The organism is Tsukamurella sp. TY48 (assembly GCF_019656655.1).
Lineage (GTDB): Bacteria > Actinomycetota > Actinomycetes > Mycobacteriales > Mycobacteriaceae > Tsukamurella > Tsukamurella strandjordii.
In genome coordinates, this window is sequence record NZ_BPMV01000001.1 from 2021189 (window position 1) to 2037196 (window position 16008).

General features: G+C 70.4%; 20 protein-coding genes. 12 read left to right on the forward strand and 8 right to left on the reverse strand.

Annotation, left to right across the window (positions count from 1 at the left end; all coding sequences use genetic code 11):
* Window positions 1-41 precede the first annotated feature (41 nt).
* From TTY48_RS09775 to TTY48_RS09785, 3 genes are read left to right on the forward strand one after another with little or no spacing between them, the layout of a single operon-like run.
* Window positions 42-989 (forward strand): oxygenase MpaB family protein, encoded by a 948-nt coding sequence (locus tag TTY48_RS09775; protein WP_255585606.1) that lies wholly within the window; start codon window positions 42-44, stop codon window positions 987-989.
* Window positions 990-1025: 36 nt separating this feature from the next.
* Window positions 1026-1598 carry a TetR/AcrR family transcriptional regulator gene (locus TTY48_RS09780; RefSeq protein WP_220657312.1) on the forward strand — a complete coding sequence of 191 codons (573 nt, stop codon included), beginning with the start codon at window positions 1026-1028 and terminating at the stop codon, window positions 1596-1598.
* A gap of 51 nt (window positions 1599-1649) precedes the next feature.
* Window positions 1650-2858 (forward strand): cytochrome P450, encoded by a 1209-nt coding sequence (locus tag TTY48_RS09785; protein WP_220657313.1) that lies wholly within the window; start codon window positions 1650-1652, stop codon window positions 2856-2858.
* Window positions 2859-2887: 29 nt separating this feature from the next.
* Here the strand turns inward: TTY48_RS09785 and TTY48_RS09790 are convergent, their stop codons facing one another.
* The gene (locus tag TTY48_RS09790; protein WP_220657314.1) at window positions 2888-3445 is read right to left on the reverse strand and encodes a MaoC family dehydratase N-terminal domain-containing protein; all 558 of its coding nucleotides are present in this window, start codon (window positions 3443-3445) and stop codon (window positions 2888-2890) included.
* 77 nt (window positions 3446-3522) lie between these two features.
* Window positions 3523-4032 (reverse strand): CGNR zinc finger domain-containing protein, encoded by a 510-nt coding sequence (locus TTY48_RS09795; protein WP_220657315.1) that lies wholly within the window; start codon window positions 4030-4032, stop codon window positions 3523-3525.
* Between the two features lie 25 nt (window positions 4033-4057).
* Between TTY48_RS09795 and TTY48_RS09800 the strand changes: the two genes are divergently transcribed.
* From TTY48_RS09800 to TTY48_RS09825, 6 genes are all read left to right on the forward strand, one after another.
* Window positions 4058-4840 carry a TSUP family transporter gene (locus TTY48_RS09800; RefSeq protein WP_220657316.1) on the forward strand — a complete coding sequence of 261 codons (783 nt, stop codon included), beginning with the start codon at window positions 4058-4060 and terminating at the stop codon, window positions 4838-4840.
* A gap of 48 nt (window positions 4841-4888) precedes the next feature.
* Window positions 4889-5593 carry a hypothetical protein gene (locus tag TTY48_RS09805; protein WP_255585607.1) on the forward strand — a complete coding sequence of 235 codons (705 nt, stop codon included), beginning with the start codon at window positions 4889-4891 and terminating at the stop codon, window positions 5591-5593.
* Window positions 5594-5714: 121 nt separating this feature from the next.
* On the forward strand, window positions 5715-6527 hold the full coding sequence (locus TTY48_RS09810) for a hypothetical protein (RefSeq protein ID WP_220657317.1): 813 nt from the start codon (window positions 5715-5717) through the stop codon (window positions 6525-6527).
* A gap of 75 nt (window positions 6528-6602) precedes the next feature.
* Window positions 6603-7739, forward strand: coding sequence for an acyltransferase (locus TTY48_RS09815; RefSeq protein WP_220657318.1), 1137 nt, complete (start codon window positions 6603-6605; stop codon window positions 7737-7739).
* On the forward strand, window positions 7736-8914 hold the full coding sequence (locus TTY48_RS09820) for a hypothetical protein (RefSeq protein WP_220657319.1): 1179 nt from the start codon (window positions 7736-7738) through the stop codon (window positions 8912-8914). The genes TTY48_RS09815 and TTY48_RS09820 overlap by 4 nt, the downstream gene beginning before the upstream one ends.
* A gap of 6 nt (window positions 8915-8920) precedes the next feature.
* Window positions 8921-9211, forward strand: a complete 291-nt coding sequence (locus TTY48_RS09825) for a hypothetical protein (RefSeq protein WP_220657320.1) — start codon at window positions 8921-8923, stop codon at window positions 9209-9211.
* Here the strand turns inward: TTY48_RS09825 and TTY48_RS09830 are convergent.
* The 3 genes from TTY48_RS09830 to TTY48_RS09840 form a co-directional block, all read right to left on the reverse strand.
* Window positions 9184-9618, reverse strand: a complete 435-nt coding sequence (locus tag TTY48_RS09830; RefSeq protein WP_220657321.1) for a thioesterase family protein — start codon at window positions 9616-9618, stop codon at window positions 9184-9186. The genes TTY48_RS09825 and TTY48_RS09830 overlap by 28 nt on opposite strands.
* A 98-nt stretch (window positions 9619-9716) precedes the next feature.
* Window positions 9717-10808, reverse strand: a complete 1092-nt coding sequence (gene hisC / locus TTY48_RS09835; protein WP_220657322.1) for a histidinol-phosphate transaminase — start codon at window positions 10806-10808, stop codon at window positions 9717-9719.
* A 43-nt stretch (window positions 10809-10851) separates the two neighbouring features.
* Window positions 10852-11727 (reverse strand): Lrp/AsnC family transcriptional regulator, encoded by an 876-nt coding sequence (locus tag TTY48_RS09840; protein ID WP_220657323.1) that lies wholly within the window; start codon window positions 11725-11727, stop codon window positions 10852-10854.
* A 220-nt stretch (window positions 11728-11947) separates the two neighbouring features.
* Between TTY48_RS09840 and TTY48_RS09845 the strand changes: the two genes are divergently transcribed.
* From TTY48_RS09845 to TTY48_RS09855, 3 genes are read left to right on the forward strand one after another with little or no spacing between them, the layout of a single operon-like run.
* The gene (locus tag TTY48_RS09845; RefSeq protein ID WP_220657324.1) at window positions 11948-12343 is read left to right on the forward strand and encodes a nuclear transport factor 2 family protein; all 396 of its coding nucleotides are present in this window, start codon (window positions 11948-11950) and stop codon (window positions 12341-12343) included.
* Entirely contained in the window at window positions 12343-13680 is a 1338-nt protein-coding gene (locus TTY48_RS09850; RefSeq protein ID WP_220657325.1) for a cytosine permease, read from the forward strand. The genes TTY48_RS09845 and TTY48_RS09850 overlap by 1 nt, the downstream gene beginning before the upstream one ends.
* A complete protein-coding gene (locus TTY48_RS09855; protein ID WP_220657326.1) occupies window positions 13677-14300 on the forward strand; it encodes a cyclase family protein in 624 nt (207 codons plus the stop codon). The genes TTY48_RS09850 and TTY48_RS09855 overlap by 4 nt, the downstream gene beginning before the upstream one ends.
* A gap of 78 nt (window positions 14301-14378) precedes the next feature.
* Here TTY48_RS09855 and TTY48_RS09860 read toward each other — a convergent pair whose 3' ends face one another.
* Genes TTY48_RS09860 through TTY48_RS09870 form a run of 3 tightly spaced genes read right to left on the reverse strand, consistent with a single transcriptional unit; the run spans window position 14379 to window position 16008 of the window.
* Complete coding sequence (locus TTY48_RS09860; protein ID WP_220657327.1) at window positions 14379-14588, reverse strand: CsbD family protein; 210 nt, start codon at window positions 14586-14588, stop codon at window positions 14379-14381.
* Window positions 14589-14641: 53 nt separating this feature from the next.
* The gene (locus TTY48_RS09865; protein ID WP_220657328.1) at window positions 14642-15220 is read right to left on the reverse strand and encodes an alkaline shock response membrane anchor protein AmaP; all 579 of its coding nucleotides are present in this window, start codon (window positions 15218-15220) and stop codon (window positions 14642-14644) included.
* Window positions 15217-16008 carry a hypothetical protein gene (locus tag TTY48_RS09870; protein WP_220657329.1) on the reverse strand — a complete coding sequence of 264 codons (792 nt, stop codon included), beginning with the start codon at window positions 16006-16008 and terminating at the stop codon, window positions 15217-15219. The genes TTY48_RS09865 and TTY48_RS09870 overlap by 4 nt, the downstream gene beginning before the upstream one ends.

The following is a 16008-nucleotide window of genomic DNA, read 5'->3' on the forward strand; positions in this document are numbered from 1 at the left end:
AAAAGGGTGCATCTTTGCGGTGGTGAATGCATGATAGGGATATGGCAGTCGTCGATCAGCTCCTCACTCGCAGCCGCCGCGCGCGGCGGCAGCCGCAGAACCTCGCGGACCTGCTCACGATGGTGGGGCTGACCAGTGGCGTCGCGAACATCATCATGCAGCTGTCGCTGCCGCCGGTCGGGCACGGCGTGCACGAGAGCCGCGTCGAATCCGGCAGCCCGCGGCGGCACCCGTTCAAGCGGCTCCGCACCACCGGCCAGCACCTCGTGGTCTCGGTCGCGGGCGACGAGCAGGATCGCGCGGCCTTCCGAGCCGAGATGGCCAAGGTGCACGCGCACGTCCACTCGACCGAGAAGAGTCCCGTGAAGTACAGCGGGAACTCGCGCGAACTGCAGCTGTGGGTGGCGGCCTGCCTGTACCGCTTCTACATCGATCAGTACGAATTCCTCTACGGCCCACTCGATCGCGAGACGCTCGACGTGCTGACGCCGGCGGCGGCACCGCTCGCCACGGGCGTCAACGTTCCGGAGTCGGCGTGGCCGCAGAGCTGGCAGGAGTTCGAGGACTACTGGAACTCGATGCTGCCCTCGCTCGCGATCGCCCCCGAGGTGCGCGACGATCTGAAATCGTTGTCGGACTTCATGTTCCTCAACGAGGCGCTCGGCCCTCCCGGATGGGTGCTGGCCAAGATCTTCGGCCCGCTCAACCACTTCATGACGCGCGGGAATCTGCCGCCCGCCTTCCGGGAGATGCTCGGCTGGGGGTGGACCGACACCGAACAGGAGTGGTTCGATCGCCTGCTCCGACTGTTGCGTCTGGCCGACGTGGTCAATCCGCAGGCGCTCACGCTCTACAACAAGCTGATGCTGTGGGACCTGCGGCTGCGGCTGCGGGTGACCGGATCGATCCTGGGGCGCGAGAAGATCCTCGACGAACCCCTCGGTGAGCAGGGTAAGACCCCGATCGACCGCTGGCGCGAGCGCCGTTAGCCCGACGGTGCGCGGTCTGGACTAGGGTCTGGACGCATGTCCAGCGCACCGTCGGACCTGCCCCGCAGGCGACTGACCCCCACCCAGGCGGACACCGTCGCGAAGCTGTGCGCGGCGGTACCCGCGGTGCTGGCCGAGCACGGGGTCGACGGGTTCACCGTGCGGCTGGCGGCGCGTGCCGCGGGGGTCTCGCCGGCCACCGCCTACACCTACTTCTCGTCGAAGAACCATCTGATCGCCGAGGTCTTCGCCCGCAGGGTGGAGGCCGAGCTCGTCGATCCCGATCCGGCTGCGGCCCCGCGGGATCGGCTCCTGGAGGTGCTGTGCGGGCTGGTCGATCTGGTGCTGATCGATCCGCAGTTCGCCACCGCCGTGAACACGGCACTGCTCGGGCACGAGCCCGATGCGCAGGTGGTGCGGTTGCGGGTGGGCCTGCTGATCCGCGGGCGCCTGGCCGAAGCGCTCGGGCCGGGTGCACCGTCGGGGCTGGTGGAGTCCGTCGAGCTCGCGTACTCGGGTGTGCTCGTGCAGGCGGGGATGGGATACATCGATGTCGCGGCGTCGAAGGCGGCGCTGACCCGCGCGGTCGACCTGATGATGCGCGACTGAATACCGAGAACCTGTTCCACTTCGGCGGGATCTGGACTACTGTCTGGACACATGTCCAGTTCCACGACCGTGCTCGACCCGTACTCCCACGCCTTCCATGACGACCCGTATCCGGTGTACGAGCGCCTGCGCGCCGAACAGCCGGTGTACTACAACCCGGAGCGCGATTTCTGGGCACTCTCCCGCTACGACGACGTGCGTGCGGCCTTTCGGGACACGGAGCGACTGTCGAGCGCGTGGGGTGTCACGCTGGAGCCGGCGGCCTACACCCCCGACGCCGAGTACGCGATGAGCTTCATCGCCATGGACGATCCGCGGCACATGCGCATCCGCCGGCTCGTGGCGAAGGCCTTCACCCCCAAGCGAGTCGGCGAACTGCGGCCGTGGATCGAGGGCCGCGTGCGCGAACACTGGGCGGCGTGCCTGGAGCGCGCCGAGTTCGACTTCGTCGCCGACTTCGCCGCCCTGGTGCCCATGGAGGTGATCTCCGAGATGATGGGTGTGCCGATCGCGGATCGGGATGAGCTGTGCAGGCTGGGCGATGTGCTGATCCACAGGGAGGACGGTGTTTTCGATGTTCCCCAGCCGGCGGCGGAGGCCTTCTTCGGCCTCTATCGGTACTACTTCGATCTCGTCGCCGAACGTCGAGGCCGCCCCGCAGACGATCTGGTGTCCGCCCTGATCGCCGCGCAGGTGGAGGGCGACGGCGGCGAGAAACAGGCCCTCACCGATGCGGAGATCGTGGGCATCCTGATCCTCATGATCGTGGCCGGGAACGAGACCACCACCAAGCTCCTCGGGAACGCGATGTACTGGGGCGCACGATTTCCCGACGAGGGCGCCAAACCCTTCGCCGCACCGCCACGGGTGGGGGAGTGGTCGGCGGAGACCCTGCGCTACGACACCTCGACCCAGATGCTGTTGCGGCGCGCGACATCCGAGGTGGAATTCCGCGGAACCGTGATCCCCGAGGGCGATCGGGTGCTGCTGCTGGTCGCCTCCGCCAACCGCGACGCCCAGATCTTCGACGACGCGGCCGCCTTCCGGATCGGTCGCGACACCTCGGCCTCGCTCAGCTTCGGCTTCGGCAGCCACTTCTGCCTGGGATCGCACCTCGCCAAGCTGGAGGCGGATATCGCTCTGGGCGAGGTGGTCTCGACGGTGCGCGGCTACGAGGTGGACTTCGATGCCGCCGAGCGGGTGCACTCGCTGAACGTGCGGGGCCTGTCGTCGCTGCCCATGCGCGTCACCCGGCGATGACGGTGCGGATCAGGCCGTGACGGTGCGCGTCAGGCGTTCATGACCCCGTGCATCACGATCTTCTCGGCCACGTCGCCGTAGTCGGCACCGTCGTCCGGCGAGCCGCCGATCAGGGTGGTGGAGAAGGTGACCAGGTGCTCGTCCTGCTGCGAGTACATCTCGTTGCGGATGGTGACCATGTCGAATCCGCCGACCTTGCGGTACTTGTCCACGTGCACGTGCATCGTCAGCTCGTGGCCCGCGACGATCGGCCGGTGGTAGGTCATCGACTCGTCGGCCTGCAGCAGCTGGCTCGCGCCGTAGCCGATCACCGAATCGTCGAACAGGTGCCGGTTGGCGACGATGCCCGCCACGCTCACCAGCATGGGCGGCGCCACCAGATCGTCGTAACCCGCGGCCGCCGCGGCGTCGAGCTCGAAGTACCGCGGATCGGTGAACTGCGAGGCGCGGGCGTACTCGCGCACCTTCTCGCGGCCCACGGTGTAGGTCTCCGGGTGCACGTAGTGGTAACCCACGGCGGCCTCCGCGCGCTCGCTGATCTCCTCGGGAGTCAGGGGGCGGTCGGCGAGTGCGGTGTCGTTGGGCATGTGGCGACGGTACGGGGACAGATGTCCCGAAGGTCTTGTGCGGACCTCCAAGGATCACTGCCGATGCTTGTCGCGGGTCAACCCGCCCGATGCCGGCGCACCGCCTCGCGGCTGCCGCAGCGCGGGGAACAGTACTGTTGCCGCCCGTTGCGCGAGACGTCCGCGAAGACGCGCTCGCAGTCGGAGGAGGCGCACCGTCCGAGCCGCGTCATCCCCCGTTCGGTGAGGTGCAGCGCGGTCCCGGTCAGGATCAGCACCGCGAGCTGACCGGCCAGGGTAGCGCCGGACTCGCGGTAGTGGATGTGCCAGCCGGTGCCGGCGTGGTCGGTCACCCGCGGGTGCGAGGCGTGCGTCGCGAGCAGCGCGTTGAGCAGTTCCACCCGCTCGGACACCTCGGCGGCATCGACCACCGTGAGCCACGCGTCGATCACCGCGCGGCAGCCCTCGAAGTCGCCCTCACCCACGGATTCGATCGACATGTCGTGCTCGTCGCACCGCCGGACCAGGTCGGTCAGATCGACGGGCGGGCGGTTCGCCAGGTCGACCGCCAGCAGCACCGGATCGGTCCCGTAAGGGTTGATATGCACAAGGCCATTACAGCACGATGTGTCGGTGCCCGACATCTCCACGACCACCCTGCTGCTGCTCCTGCTGGCCGCTCTCGCCGCCGGCTGGGTGGACTCGGTGGTGGGCGGCGGCGGCCTGATCCAGTTGCCCGCCCTGTTGATCGCCTTCCCCGGCGCGGCGCCGATCCACCTGCTGGCCACCAACAAGATGGCCTCCATCGCGGGCACCACCACCAGCAGCATCACCTTCTGGCGCCGCGTGAAACCCGACGCCCGCACCGCGGTCGCTCTTGCGGTCCCCGCCTTCGCGGGCGCGATCGTGGGCTCGCTGATCGCCTCGCACATCCCGCGCGCGGCGTTCAACCCGATCATCCTGGCGGCGCTCATCGTGGTCTTCGTCTACACGCTGCGCCAGCCCGATCTCGGCGGCAGCACCGCCCTGCGGTTCGCGGGGCACCGTCATCTCGTGGCGGCCGGGCTGGCCGGATTCGCGATCGGCGTGTACGACGGTGCGCTCGGCCCGGGCACGGGCTCCTTCCTCGTGTTCGCGATGGTGGGCCTCATGGGCTACGCCTTCCTGGAGGCCTCCGCCAAGGCGAAGGTCGCCAACCTCGCCACCAACCTGGCCTCGCTCGTGGTCTTCCTGCCGCAGGGTGCGGGCTACTGGAAGCTGGGCATCGCCATGGCGTGCGCCAACGTGGCGGGCGGCTACCTCGGCGCGCGCACGGCGGTGGCGAAGGGGAGCGGTTTCGTCAAGATCGTCTTCCTCGTGGTGGTCTCCGCATTCATCTGCAAGATCGGGTACGACGTTGTGCGCCAGTTCACGTAGAGCGCAACGGTTTGCGTTGTACCCCATGCGCGGACGTAAACTAGGTCAGTGAGCGAAGCCGTCCCTGCCCTGGAAGATCCGATCGACCTCGAAGCGTGGCGGACCGCGAACGAACTCTCGGTGCCCTTCGACGAGGCGCTCGACCAGTGGGCCGACGCCGCCTACGCCGTGCTCGTGGAAACCGCCGGCCGGTACGGCGCCTACATCAGCTTCGCCGAGCTCGCCGCCCGCGCCCAGGCCGAGGCGGGCATCGCGACCCGCGCCCCCGTCCGCACCTGGATCGCCGCCCTGCAGCGCCGCGTCACCGACCGCTGCCAGGCCGCGGGGGAGCCGCCGCTCGTGGCGCTCACCGTCGCACACGATCAGACGGTCGGCGACGGATACGCCTACGCCGTGGCCGCCGCCGGACTGCCCGTTCCGGCCGATCTGGACGAGCACGCCGCCGCCGCCCGTTTCGCCTGCTACCTGCACTACGGTGCGACGATCCCCGCCGGCGCCGGCCCGCAGCTCACCCCGAAGCTCGCCGAGGCGCGCCGCGCCGCGCAAGCCAAGGCGGTCAAGGCCCGTCCGGCGAAGAAGGCGTCCGGCCGCGTGGTCAAGGCCCGCACCACCGCGGCGCCCCGCGCGAGCGCCGGTGCCGCGGCCAAGCCCGCGAAGGCCTCCGCGCCCGCGAAGCCCGAGCCGCGCCAGGCCAAGCTGTGCCCCAACTGCTTCACCGAGCTCGCCGCCACCGGTATCTGCGGCTACTGCTGAACCCGCGTGGTCTGCACCTCGCGTTGATCCTGACCACTGCCGTCTCCGGCGGTCGCGGTTACGATGACGCGCGGGAGGTGGCACCGGAGGGTTACGAATCGTCCAGCGCCGGTGAAGAACTGTGAACTCATCGCTGTCGTTCGACCCGGCGCTGCTCTACGTGCACATCTCCCGGTGGGAGTACCAGTGCTGCGGCGAGGTCCCGCGGCGCGGCGGGACGGTGCTCGGCGCCCTCACCCTCTATCCGAGCCACCGGCCCGGCTATCCCGCGCCGGTGGTCCACGACTGGGACACCCGCAGCGGCCTGGTGCAGATCGGTGACGTGGTCGCCCAGCTCGGCCACTCGGTCACCGATCCGTACCGCACCGACATCATCATCAGCCTCGGCTGGCACGGGCACGGTCTGCCGCCGCAGGTGGCCGGACGGATCGAGCTGCTGGTCGAGGAGACGGGCCGGTACGTGCGCGGACCCGACGGCACCTTCACGATCGACCCGAGCACCGTCGAGTACCGCGAGGTGCGCGAGGCCACCCGCCGGCCCGAGGACCGCGCCGAACCGGGCGGCCCCGCGGCGCCCGGCGTGGTCGCCGGAATCCGGGTGACCGACGTGCACTTCCCCACGCAGGAGGAGATCGACGCCCGCGTGCTCCGGGAGGACCGCGACCGGCGCACCGTGGTGCTCGCCGGGCCCGCGGCGTGCTTCGGCCCGACCGCGCCCGAGGTCGGCGGCGTGATCGAGGTGGACCTCGGCGACGTCCGGCTCAGCAAGAACGGGCTGCTGTCCACGCTGACCCATCGGGTGCGCGGCGAGGTGGTGCGGGCGAGCGCGATGAGCCGGCCCAGCCACTCCCACACCGGTTTCGGTGCTCGGACTGCGCAACCGCCGGAGCGGCTCATGGTGCGCCTCGTGATCGACCCCGACGATGCGCGCTGATCGGACCGCCGCGGTTCGTCGCACGGGCCGCGATGCCCCCTGGGGCCTGACGGACCGACGGGGCAAAATGGATGGATGCAAGGTCGGGTAGCGCCGCTCACCGGGCTGCGTGCCGTCGCCGCAGCCTCGGTGTGCCTGACGCACGCCGCGTTCGCCACCGGTCACTACACCGACGACTTCCCGGGGCACCTGTGGGCGCGGTTCGAGATCGGCGTGCCCATCTTCTTCGCGCTCTCGGGTTTCCTGCTGTTCCGGCCGTGGGTGCGCCTGCTGCGCGAGGGGCAGCACCACCAGCCCGATCTGCGGCGGTACGCCTGGCACCGATTCCGCCGTGTGGTCCCGGCGTACTGGGTGGTGGTCACCTTCGTCTACCTGCTGGGCCTGGTGCGATACGAGCCCAACCCCTCGGGCGGGGGCCTCGACGGCTACCTCCGCAACCTCGGATTCATCCAGATCTACGGCTTCGGGCACCTGCGGGTGGGACTCACGCAGGCCTGGAGCCTGGCCGTCGAGGTGGCCTTCTACGTGGCCCTGCCCTTCATCGGGTGGGTGCTCACCGCCGTGATCTGCCGGTACCGCTGGCGCCCCGGCCTCCTCCTCGGATCGCTCGCGGTGCTGGGCGCGGTGAGCCCGATCTGGGCGGTCATCGCCCCCGGTATCCAGATCACCGCACGGATGTGGCCACCCGCCTACCTGTGGTGGTTCGTGGCCGGGATGGTGCTCACCGTGTGCGCCGAGCTGATCCGCGGCTGGCCCCGCTGGGCCACCCCCGCCTGCCTGGTGCTCGCCGTGACCGCCTTCGTGGTTTCGGCACTGCCCGCAGTGGGGGGCGCGCCCACCATGGTGCCCAAGAGCGCGGTCGAGGCCATCGTGAAATCCGCGCTGTACCTCATCGTGGCCGCCGCGCTGATAGCTCCGCTCGCCCTCGCCCCCGGTAGCGCCGACCCCTACCACCGGTTCCTCGGCAGCCGACCCATGGTGTGGCTCGGCGGCATCTCCTACGAGTACTTCCTGGTGCACCTCATCGTGATGGACGTGCTGCTGCTCGACGTCTTCCGGTGGACCCCCTTCACCGGGAACATCGCCGTCGCCTTCGTCGCGACGTCGCTGGTCAGCGTCCCGCTCGCGTGGGGGCTGCGCGCGGCGCTGCCGTTCGGGGACAATGGCCGGGGGAAGCGACCGCAGCAGCGACGAGAGGGGGTGACCGGATGACCGAACCGGAACCGCGGGAGGTGCCGATCGAGGCGACCGAACCCGAGGTGCACATCGAGGCGCCCGTGCGCCGCTGGTGCGACGCCCGGGCCATCCCCATGCCGCGGCGCGAGCTGTCCGACGAGGCCGCACTCCTCATCGCCGCCGGCCATCTCCAACCCGCCGCCCGCGAGGTGGTGATCAACCGTTTCGACACCGAGCGCGCCTTTCCCGACATCGGCGGCTACGCCAAGCTGCGCAAGCTCGGGCGGATCGCCGAGCCCCCGCCCCCGGCACCGTCGGTCGACGGGGTGCCGCCCAGCCCGCTCGCCCAGGCCAAGAGCGCGGCCGAGGCGATCCGCGCCGCCGATGCCCGCCGCAAGCTGGCGGGCTACCGCCACGCCTTCACGCTGAACCGGGTGTCCTTCGCAGCGGGTGTTCGCGCCGTGCGCAAGGCACGCAAGGACGCCGTCCACCTCGACCTCGACGAGCGCGACGCACTCTTCGATGCGCTCTGCCAGACCCCGCTGCCGATGACGCCGTCGGCCGGCGCCGTGGCGGCGCGCACCGTCTCCCGCGTGGCCGGGCCGGTGCTGCGGCTCGCGCCCCAGGTGGCCGACTGGGTCGACGGACACGGCGCCCCCGATCCCCGGCTGCTGATCTTCGAGGACCGCTACGACGTACTGCTGTTCCTCGCCGGCCTGGTCTACGACAAGGTCACGTATTCGCGGTCCGTGAGCTCCGGCGATCTCGATGAGCAACTGCTGCAATTGGATCTGCCCACCGATCTGGTGCAGATCTCCGCCGATGTGGCGCAGCTGAAGTCGGTGTGGGGCCAGCTGCGCTACGCCCCGGGACTGGCCGACGGTACGCGCTCCAGCGAGCTCGACCGGGTCTGGGACGAGCTGGTGGACCGGGTCACGGCGCTGACCAAGGTGGGCGACCTGGTGGACGTGGCCGATTCCAAACGGCCCCGGCGCATGTCGATCGAATCCATCGACCAGCAGATCCACGAGTTGGTGCTGCGCTCCGGCGAACGCGAGATCTCCACACAGAGCGCCAAGCGGGTCGCGAGCCAGATCGTGGGCGTGCGCGGAGAGATCGGCGGGCCGAAACGGCAGGCCCTGCCTCCGTCGGCGCCCCGAGGCGAATCACCGGCTGTGACCGATGGCCCGGATGCACCGGCCGAGCGGTAGCGCCGCATGACCACTGCCGTCGTCGCGTTCTTCGCGAGCGTGGCCCTCGTGGTGGCGGGGTGGGTCGTCTGGGGCACGAACACGACGACCAACCGGTGGCGCAGGTGCAACGCCTTCGTACTGCTCGTGATCGCCGGCGCGATCCCGGCGGCACTCGGCGAACCGTGGTCGGCCGGTCCGATCCTCGTTCTCGCATCGGCGGTGTTGCGTTTCAGGTCACTGCCGAAGGGCGAGGTGAAGCAGCTGTTCACCGCGGAGAACGGTCGGGATCAGTCGCGGGACCAGGACGCCAGGTAGGATTTCTCCTCGTCGGTGAGGCGGCGCAGGGCGCGCTTGTCGATATCGACCACGGCCATCTGCGTGGTGGCGAGGATCGCGGGTTTGGATTCGGGCGCGGCCCCCGCGGCCCGCACCTCGTAGCCGATGGTGAAGTCGACGCTGCGGTTGCCCGCGATGTACATGCCCACCTGAACCGGCGAATCCTCGTGGAACAGTTGGGCTTTGTACTTGATCGCCACATCGGCGATGAACGCGCTCTTGATCAGCGGCGCATACTTCTCACCGGCCGACAGCAGCCACTGGATGCGTGCCTCCTCCAGCAGCGTCACCATCCGCGCGTGATTGACGTGCCCCAGGGCATCCATATCCGACCAGCGCACCGGGACGTGCGCGGTGAACGCGAACTCATGCTTGGACAGGCTCATCGATGTGCTCTCCTTCGGCGGTTCATGCCCGTGCTGCGCTCCGAGAGTCGTCGGGCGGGCACACCGCCGGTTCCGTCCGCCGTCTCGGTGCACCGCATCTATTGCTGCCAGCCCGTGGCGAAGTCCAGGAAGGCGTCGTTCTCCTCCGGGACGGTCACGGTGACGCGCACACCCTCGCCCACGAAGCCGCGCACCAGGATTCCGGCCTCGGCGGCGTCGGCGGTGAACCGGGCCGCATCGTCGCCGAGGGGCAGCCACACGAAGTTGGACTGCGTGTGCGGCACGTCGTATCCGGCCTCCCGCAGCGTGTCCCGGACGCGGACGCGCTCGGCGACCACGCCCTCGGTGCGCGCCAGCAGCTCGTCGCTCGCACGGAGCGAGGCGATGGCGGCGGCCTGCGCGGGCACGCTCACCGAGAAGGGCAGGTGCACCTTGGTCATCGCGGCGATCAGCTCCGGATCGCCGATCGCGTAGCCCACCCGCACCCCGGCCAGGCCGTAGGCCTTCGAGAAGGTGCGCAGCGCGATCACGTTGCGGTGCCGCGCGACCACGGCCACGCCGTCGATCCGCTCACCGCTCTGCGCGTTGCCGCGGTGGTACTCGTAGTACGCCTCGTCGAGCGCCACGATCACCTGCGGCGGGACCTTCGCCAGGAAGGCCTCGAGCTGCTCCTCCGAGACCGTGGTCCCGGTGGGGTTGTTCGGGTTGCAGACGAAGATGAGGCGGGTGCGGTCGGTGATCGCCGCGGCCATCGCATCCAGATCGTGCACCGCATCGGCGGTGAGCGGCACCTGCACCGGCACCGCGCCCACCACCCGAGTGATGATCGGATAGGCCTCGAAGCTGCGCCACGCGAAGATCACCTCGTCGCCGGGGCGGCAGGTGACCTGCACCAGGTCCTGGCACAGCGCCACCGAACCGCAGCCCACGTGCACCTGCTCCTCGGTGGCCCCGGTCAGCTTCGCGAGCTCGGCCCGCAACGCCACGGCACCGTTGTCCGGATAGCGGTTCGCCCCCGTCAGCGCTTCGGCCAGGGCGGCGGCCACGGAGGGCAGCGGACCGTCGACCACCTCGTTCGAGGAGAGCTTGATCGCCGACGGCACCGACTTGCCCGGCACGTACGCCGGCAGCGTCTCGAGATCGGCGCGGATGCCGAGCTGTCCGGACTGGGATTCGTTCGCGGAGGCCACCCCGCCAGGGTAGTCCGACGGTCCGCCGCCCCTCGGAGCACCGTCATTCCCCGAGCGAGGCGTACGACTCCTTCACGAACCGCAGGTGCGACCACGTCTCCACCCCGGACACCGAGGGCAGGGCGCGCACCGCGTCCACCGCCTCCGCGAGCCCGGCGGCGGCCGGGGACCGGACGGTGGCCAGAAGATCGAACGTGCCCACGGTGCGCGCCAGGAAGCTGACGCCCGCCACCGCGGCCACCTCGTCCGCGGCGGCGCGCGCCGCGCCGGTCACGTGGATCCCCATCCCCATCGCGTGCTCCGAGCCGCGGCTCACGATCGGCCCGATCCGCACCACCGCGCCGTCCACCAGGCGCAGCACCCGCCGCCGGGCGGCGGCCGCCGACAGGCCCGCGGCGGCACCGAGCTGGACGTAGGACGCCCGACCGTCGCGCTCCAGGCTCCGCAGGAGCGCGATATCGGCCTCGTCGAGCTGGGCATCGGCATCGCCGACCGGCCCGACCGCGTCCCGGTGCACCTCCCGGTAGGCGAGCGTCTCCGCCCGCGCGACACCGGGCAGCGAGCGCAGGCGGGCGAGCGCACCGTCGACGGCCTCCGCGGAGCCCGTGCGGATCTCCGCGGCCACCGCGAACCGGCCCGTGGTCACCGAGACGTAGACGACCTCCGGGAGCGTCGCAAGGGCCCCGGCCACGGGGGCCGCCGGACCGTCCACCTCGATCCGGACGTAACAGATGGTGCCGCGTCCGAGGACCGACGGATGCACCACGCCCTGCACCGTGAAGGCGCCCGAATCGAGGAGCCGGCGCAGACGCGAGGCGACGGTGGCGCGGGTGACGCCGACGGCCGCGGCGAGTTCGCGATGACTCATCCGCCCGTCGCGTGCGAGCAGGTCGAGCAGCGCCCGGTCGATCTCGTCCATCGCCCCTCCCGAAGTTCCACGCCGCATTTTCCGCACGGCGCACTGCTCCAATAGTGCACCCACACAGGCTTCGGCGCGCCCAATGGAGACCAGATCGCCCCCCGCATGCGCAGATCGATCGTCGATCGATTCTCGCCGGTTCCGAACTGCTTGCACGACCCTGTGATGGGGCTTACAGTTGGCCGACCCAGCGCGGGAGAGCCGCAGGTCAGGAGACGAAATGGACCATTCAATCCCCGAAGGCGATGTGCTCGCCGCCGCCGACCGCATCATCGAGGCCTTCGCCGCCACCGATACCGATCGCTACTTCGCGGGCTTCCACCCGCGAGCCACGTTCGTCTTCCACACCGAGCCTCGCACCCTCGGCGACCGGGCCGAATACGAGCGACTGTGGTCCGGCTGGGTGAACGCCGGCTGGCACGTGGTGTCCTGCGACAGCAGCGAGCGCGTGGTCACCACGGTCGGCGCCACCGCAGTGTTCAGCCACTCGGTGCGCACCGTGACCCAGGACGGCGACGGCACCCGCACCGAGACCCGCGAACGCGAATCGATCGTCTTCGCCGCGGCCCCCGACGGCGGGCTCATCGCCGTCCACGAGCACCTCTCGGCCGCCTGATGCTGCGCTACTACCGGCGACTCGACGCCCACCTGCACGCCGGCGCCGACGACGGCACCCCCGTGACCGGCGATCTCAGCGGGCGGCGCGTCTTCGCGATCTGGCTCGCCGCGAATCTCGTGGTGACCACGATGCTCACCGGCACGCTGTTCGTCCCGTCGGTCTCGCTGAGCAGCGCGCTGTGGCTGATCCTGGCGGGCACGGTGGTCGGTGCCCTGGTGCTCGTGACCGTGGGCAACGTGGGCACCCGCACCGGACTGCCGACGATGGCACTCACCCGGGCCTCGTTCGGTGTTCGCGGAAGCCGGATCCCGGTGGCCGCCAACATCGCCGTGCTCATGGGCTGGAGCTGGGTGCAGGCCATGCTGGCCGGCGTCACCGTGAACTACGTGGTGCAGCAGCAGACCGGCTACTCCAACCCCACGCTGTTCTCCGTGCTGTGCGAGGTGATCGTGGTCTCGCTCGCGATCTTCGGTCACGCGGGTATCGCCAAGGTGGAACCGATTCTGGCCGTGGTGATCCTGGCGATCATGGCCTACCTGTTCATCGACATGTTCGGTGACGGTTTCGACCGGCTCAACGCGCTGCCCCGCGATCCCGAAGGCCTCAGCGGGCTCGGGATCTTCGACATCGTGGTGGCCACGGCGATCTCGTGGACCGTGCTCTCCGCCGATATCAACCGGTTCGCCAAGACCGAGCGCGGCGGCGTGATCGGCTCGGGCCTGGGCTACGTCGCGTCGACCGTGGCCGCGATGGCGCTGGGCGCCACCGCGATCGCGTGGCTGCTCGCGAACGGCAAGGACGCCCCGCCCTTCGACCCGACGGTGATCGTCGCCGAGTTCGGGGTGCCGCTCGCGATCGTGGTCTTCTTCTCCGTGATGGCCACCAACACCATGGCCGTGTACGGGATGGTCACCTCGCTCGTGAACGCCGAACCGGGACGGATCCGGTTCCTCCCCGCCGCACTGGGATTGGGCATCATCTCGATCGCCGGATCGGCGTGGCTGGCGCTGCTGGACAAGTTCACCGCTTTCCTCACCGCGATCGGCATCGTCTTCATCCCCGTGTTCGCGATCATCATCGTGGACTACTACGTGCTGCGGCGCGGTCGCTACGCCGCCTCACTCGCCGAGGCCGGATCGCGCGACTACTGGTACCGCGGCGGCTGGAACCCGGTGGCGGTCATCGTGTGGCTGGTGGGCGTCGGCTTCTCCTCGGCCATCACCTACCTGTGGGTGAGCCCGGTGGGTGCCACCGTGCCCACCTTCCTGGTGAGCGCCGGGTTCTACTGGGCGGTGAGCGTCGCGACCCGGACGCGGGAGCCGGTTTCGGCGTGAGCTGGGTCGACCTCACGCACACGCTGAGCCCCGGGACCGAGTACCCGGGCGACCCGCCGATCGTCGCCGAGCCCGCGCTCACGCTCGACGCCGACGGTGTGGCGGTCACGCGACTGCACCTGTCCACGCACAGCGGCACGCATGTGGACGCCCCGTGCCACACCGTCGACGGCGGGCGCACCGTGGCCGACATCGGGATCGAAGAACTCCTGGGCCCCGCCCGGGTGGTCCGTGTCGATGTTCCTGCGGGTGGCGTGATCGGTCCCGAGGCGCTCGGCGATCTGCCGCTCCGGCTGCCCGCGATCGTGCTGATCGCGACGGGCTGGGACCGATGGTTCGGCACTCCCGGATACCGGGAACACCCCGCCCTGTCGGCCGCGGCGGCGGAAGCGTTGTGGGAGCGGGGAATGCGGGTGCTCGGTGTGGACACCTACAGCCCGGACCCGATCGACTCCGAGGGCTTTCCCGTGCACGCCCTGGTGCTCGGCCGCGATGGACTCATCGTCGAGAACCTGCGCGGTCTCACGGATCTTCCCGTGGAGTGCGAGGTGGGGATCCACCCGCTCCGGGTGGGCCCGTTCGACGGTGCGCCCGTGCGCGCCGTCGCCCGGCTCGCCTAGCGGGTTCGACGCGGCGAGGCCGGCCCCGCGATCGGGACCGGCCTCGTGATCGTGCTGCGGCTCAAGCGCCGCGTGGCATCAGTTGCCCGTCAACTTGTCCTTGACGGCGTCGACGCCCTCCTTGACCTTGTCGGCGGCCTCGGTGACCTTGTCCTTCACCGCGGCGAGACCCTGATCGGCCTGGCCCTCGGCCTTGAGGTCGTCGTCGCCGGTGGCGGCGCCGGCCGCCTCCTTCGCACGGCCCTTGAGGTCCTCTGCCTTGTTCTTCGCGTCATCTGCGATTCCCATGCCGCACTTCCTCTCGGTAGATGTCATTCATTTCCCGAGGTGGGGTCTCCACCTCAAGCCTCTGGTGTTCCGGCCACCGCGTGGTCGCGGCGCCGATCGCTCGTGTCCTCACCGTTGATGAGGACCTGTAGCCGCACATCGGGATTCGTCGCCCGGGTCACCTCGTGCTGCGCCGCTCGCGCCAAGGCGGCCAATTCCTCGTCGCTCGCGCCGGGCGCCACGGTGACCGACACCCGGATCACCGGGTGTCCCCGCTCCACCAGCGTGGCCGAGCGGGCCCGCCGGATCAGCTCGCTGCGCGCCAGATCGTCGGCCACGGCCTCGGCGACCTTCCCGAGGTCGACGCTGCCGCCGTCCTCGGTGTCGACGGTCTTCGAGGCCGGTGCGCGCAGGTGCCGCACCAGCAGCCAGGCGGTCACGAGGACCAGCAGAACGCCCGCCGCCACCACCGACGCCTGCCACCACGGCTTATCGGGCGAGGCCGCGATCACGTCCGGCGCGAGCCGGTGCGTGGCCTCGGTGGTGAACGCCACGCCCTGCCGGTAGGCGAGCAGCCACGCGCCGCCCGCGATCAGCGCCAGGCCCAGTACGCCCGCCAGGATGCGGTCGATGACCCGTGTGGACGACCTCATGAACGTGCTCCCTTCCGTCGCGCGCGAGCCGCTCGGCGGCCCAGCCAGAGTTCGTCGGAGATCGGCGTGTGACTGCGCTTGCGCGGCTTCACCGCAGCGATCACCAGCACGAGGCCGACCACGATCGCGGCGATCGCCGCGGGCCACGTCCACCACGCCCACCGCAGGTCGTCGGCGATCCGGGGGACCGCGTCGATCCACCGGCCGCCGCCCACCCAGCCCAGCGAGACCAGGCTGTCGCGCAGCGCGAGGACGCCGAGCACCAGGAAGGCGAACAGCACGGGCACCGCGACGATGCTCGATCCCGCCGTGCGGCGGGGCGCATTGCGCCGGGCGTCCAGTGTGGCGTGCGGCTCCGGCTCGGTCTCGGTTGCGGTGTGCAGCGCGAGAGCGCGTCGCGGAGCCGACGATTCGCCACTGACGCGAGCCACGTGGACGTGCACGGACGACGGTGATTCGCCCAGGCTGCGGGCCAGCTCATCGTCGACCGCCCAGCGCACCGAATCCACCAACCGCGATGCGTCCAGCGGCCATTCGGCCGCCACCTGCACCTGCACTTCCTTCCGCTCGCTGTCCGCGAAACGGATCGACGGGAGCTGCCGCAGCGGGAGGCCGCGGTGCCGCACCGTGCCGGGAACCGACAGGACGGCGTGTTCGATCAGCCGCTGGCGCACGCGGTCGTCGATCACCGTCCGGCCGCGGCAGGCGCGGTCCGCACCGTCCGCCGCCTCGCCTTGCGGCGCCGCGTCGGAGGTGACGGCGTCAGGGGTCACCGCTTCGGAGGTCAT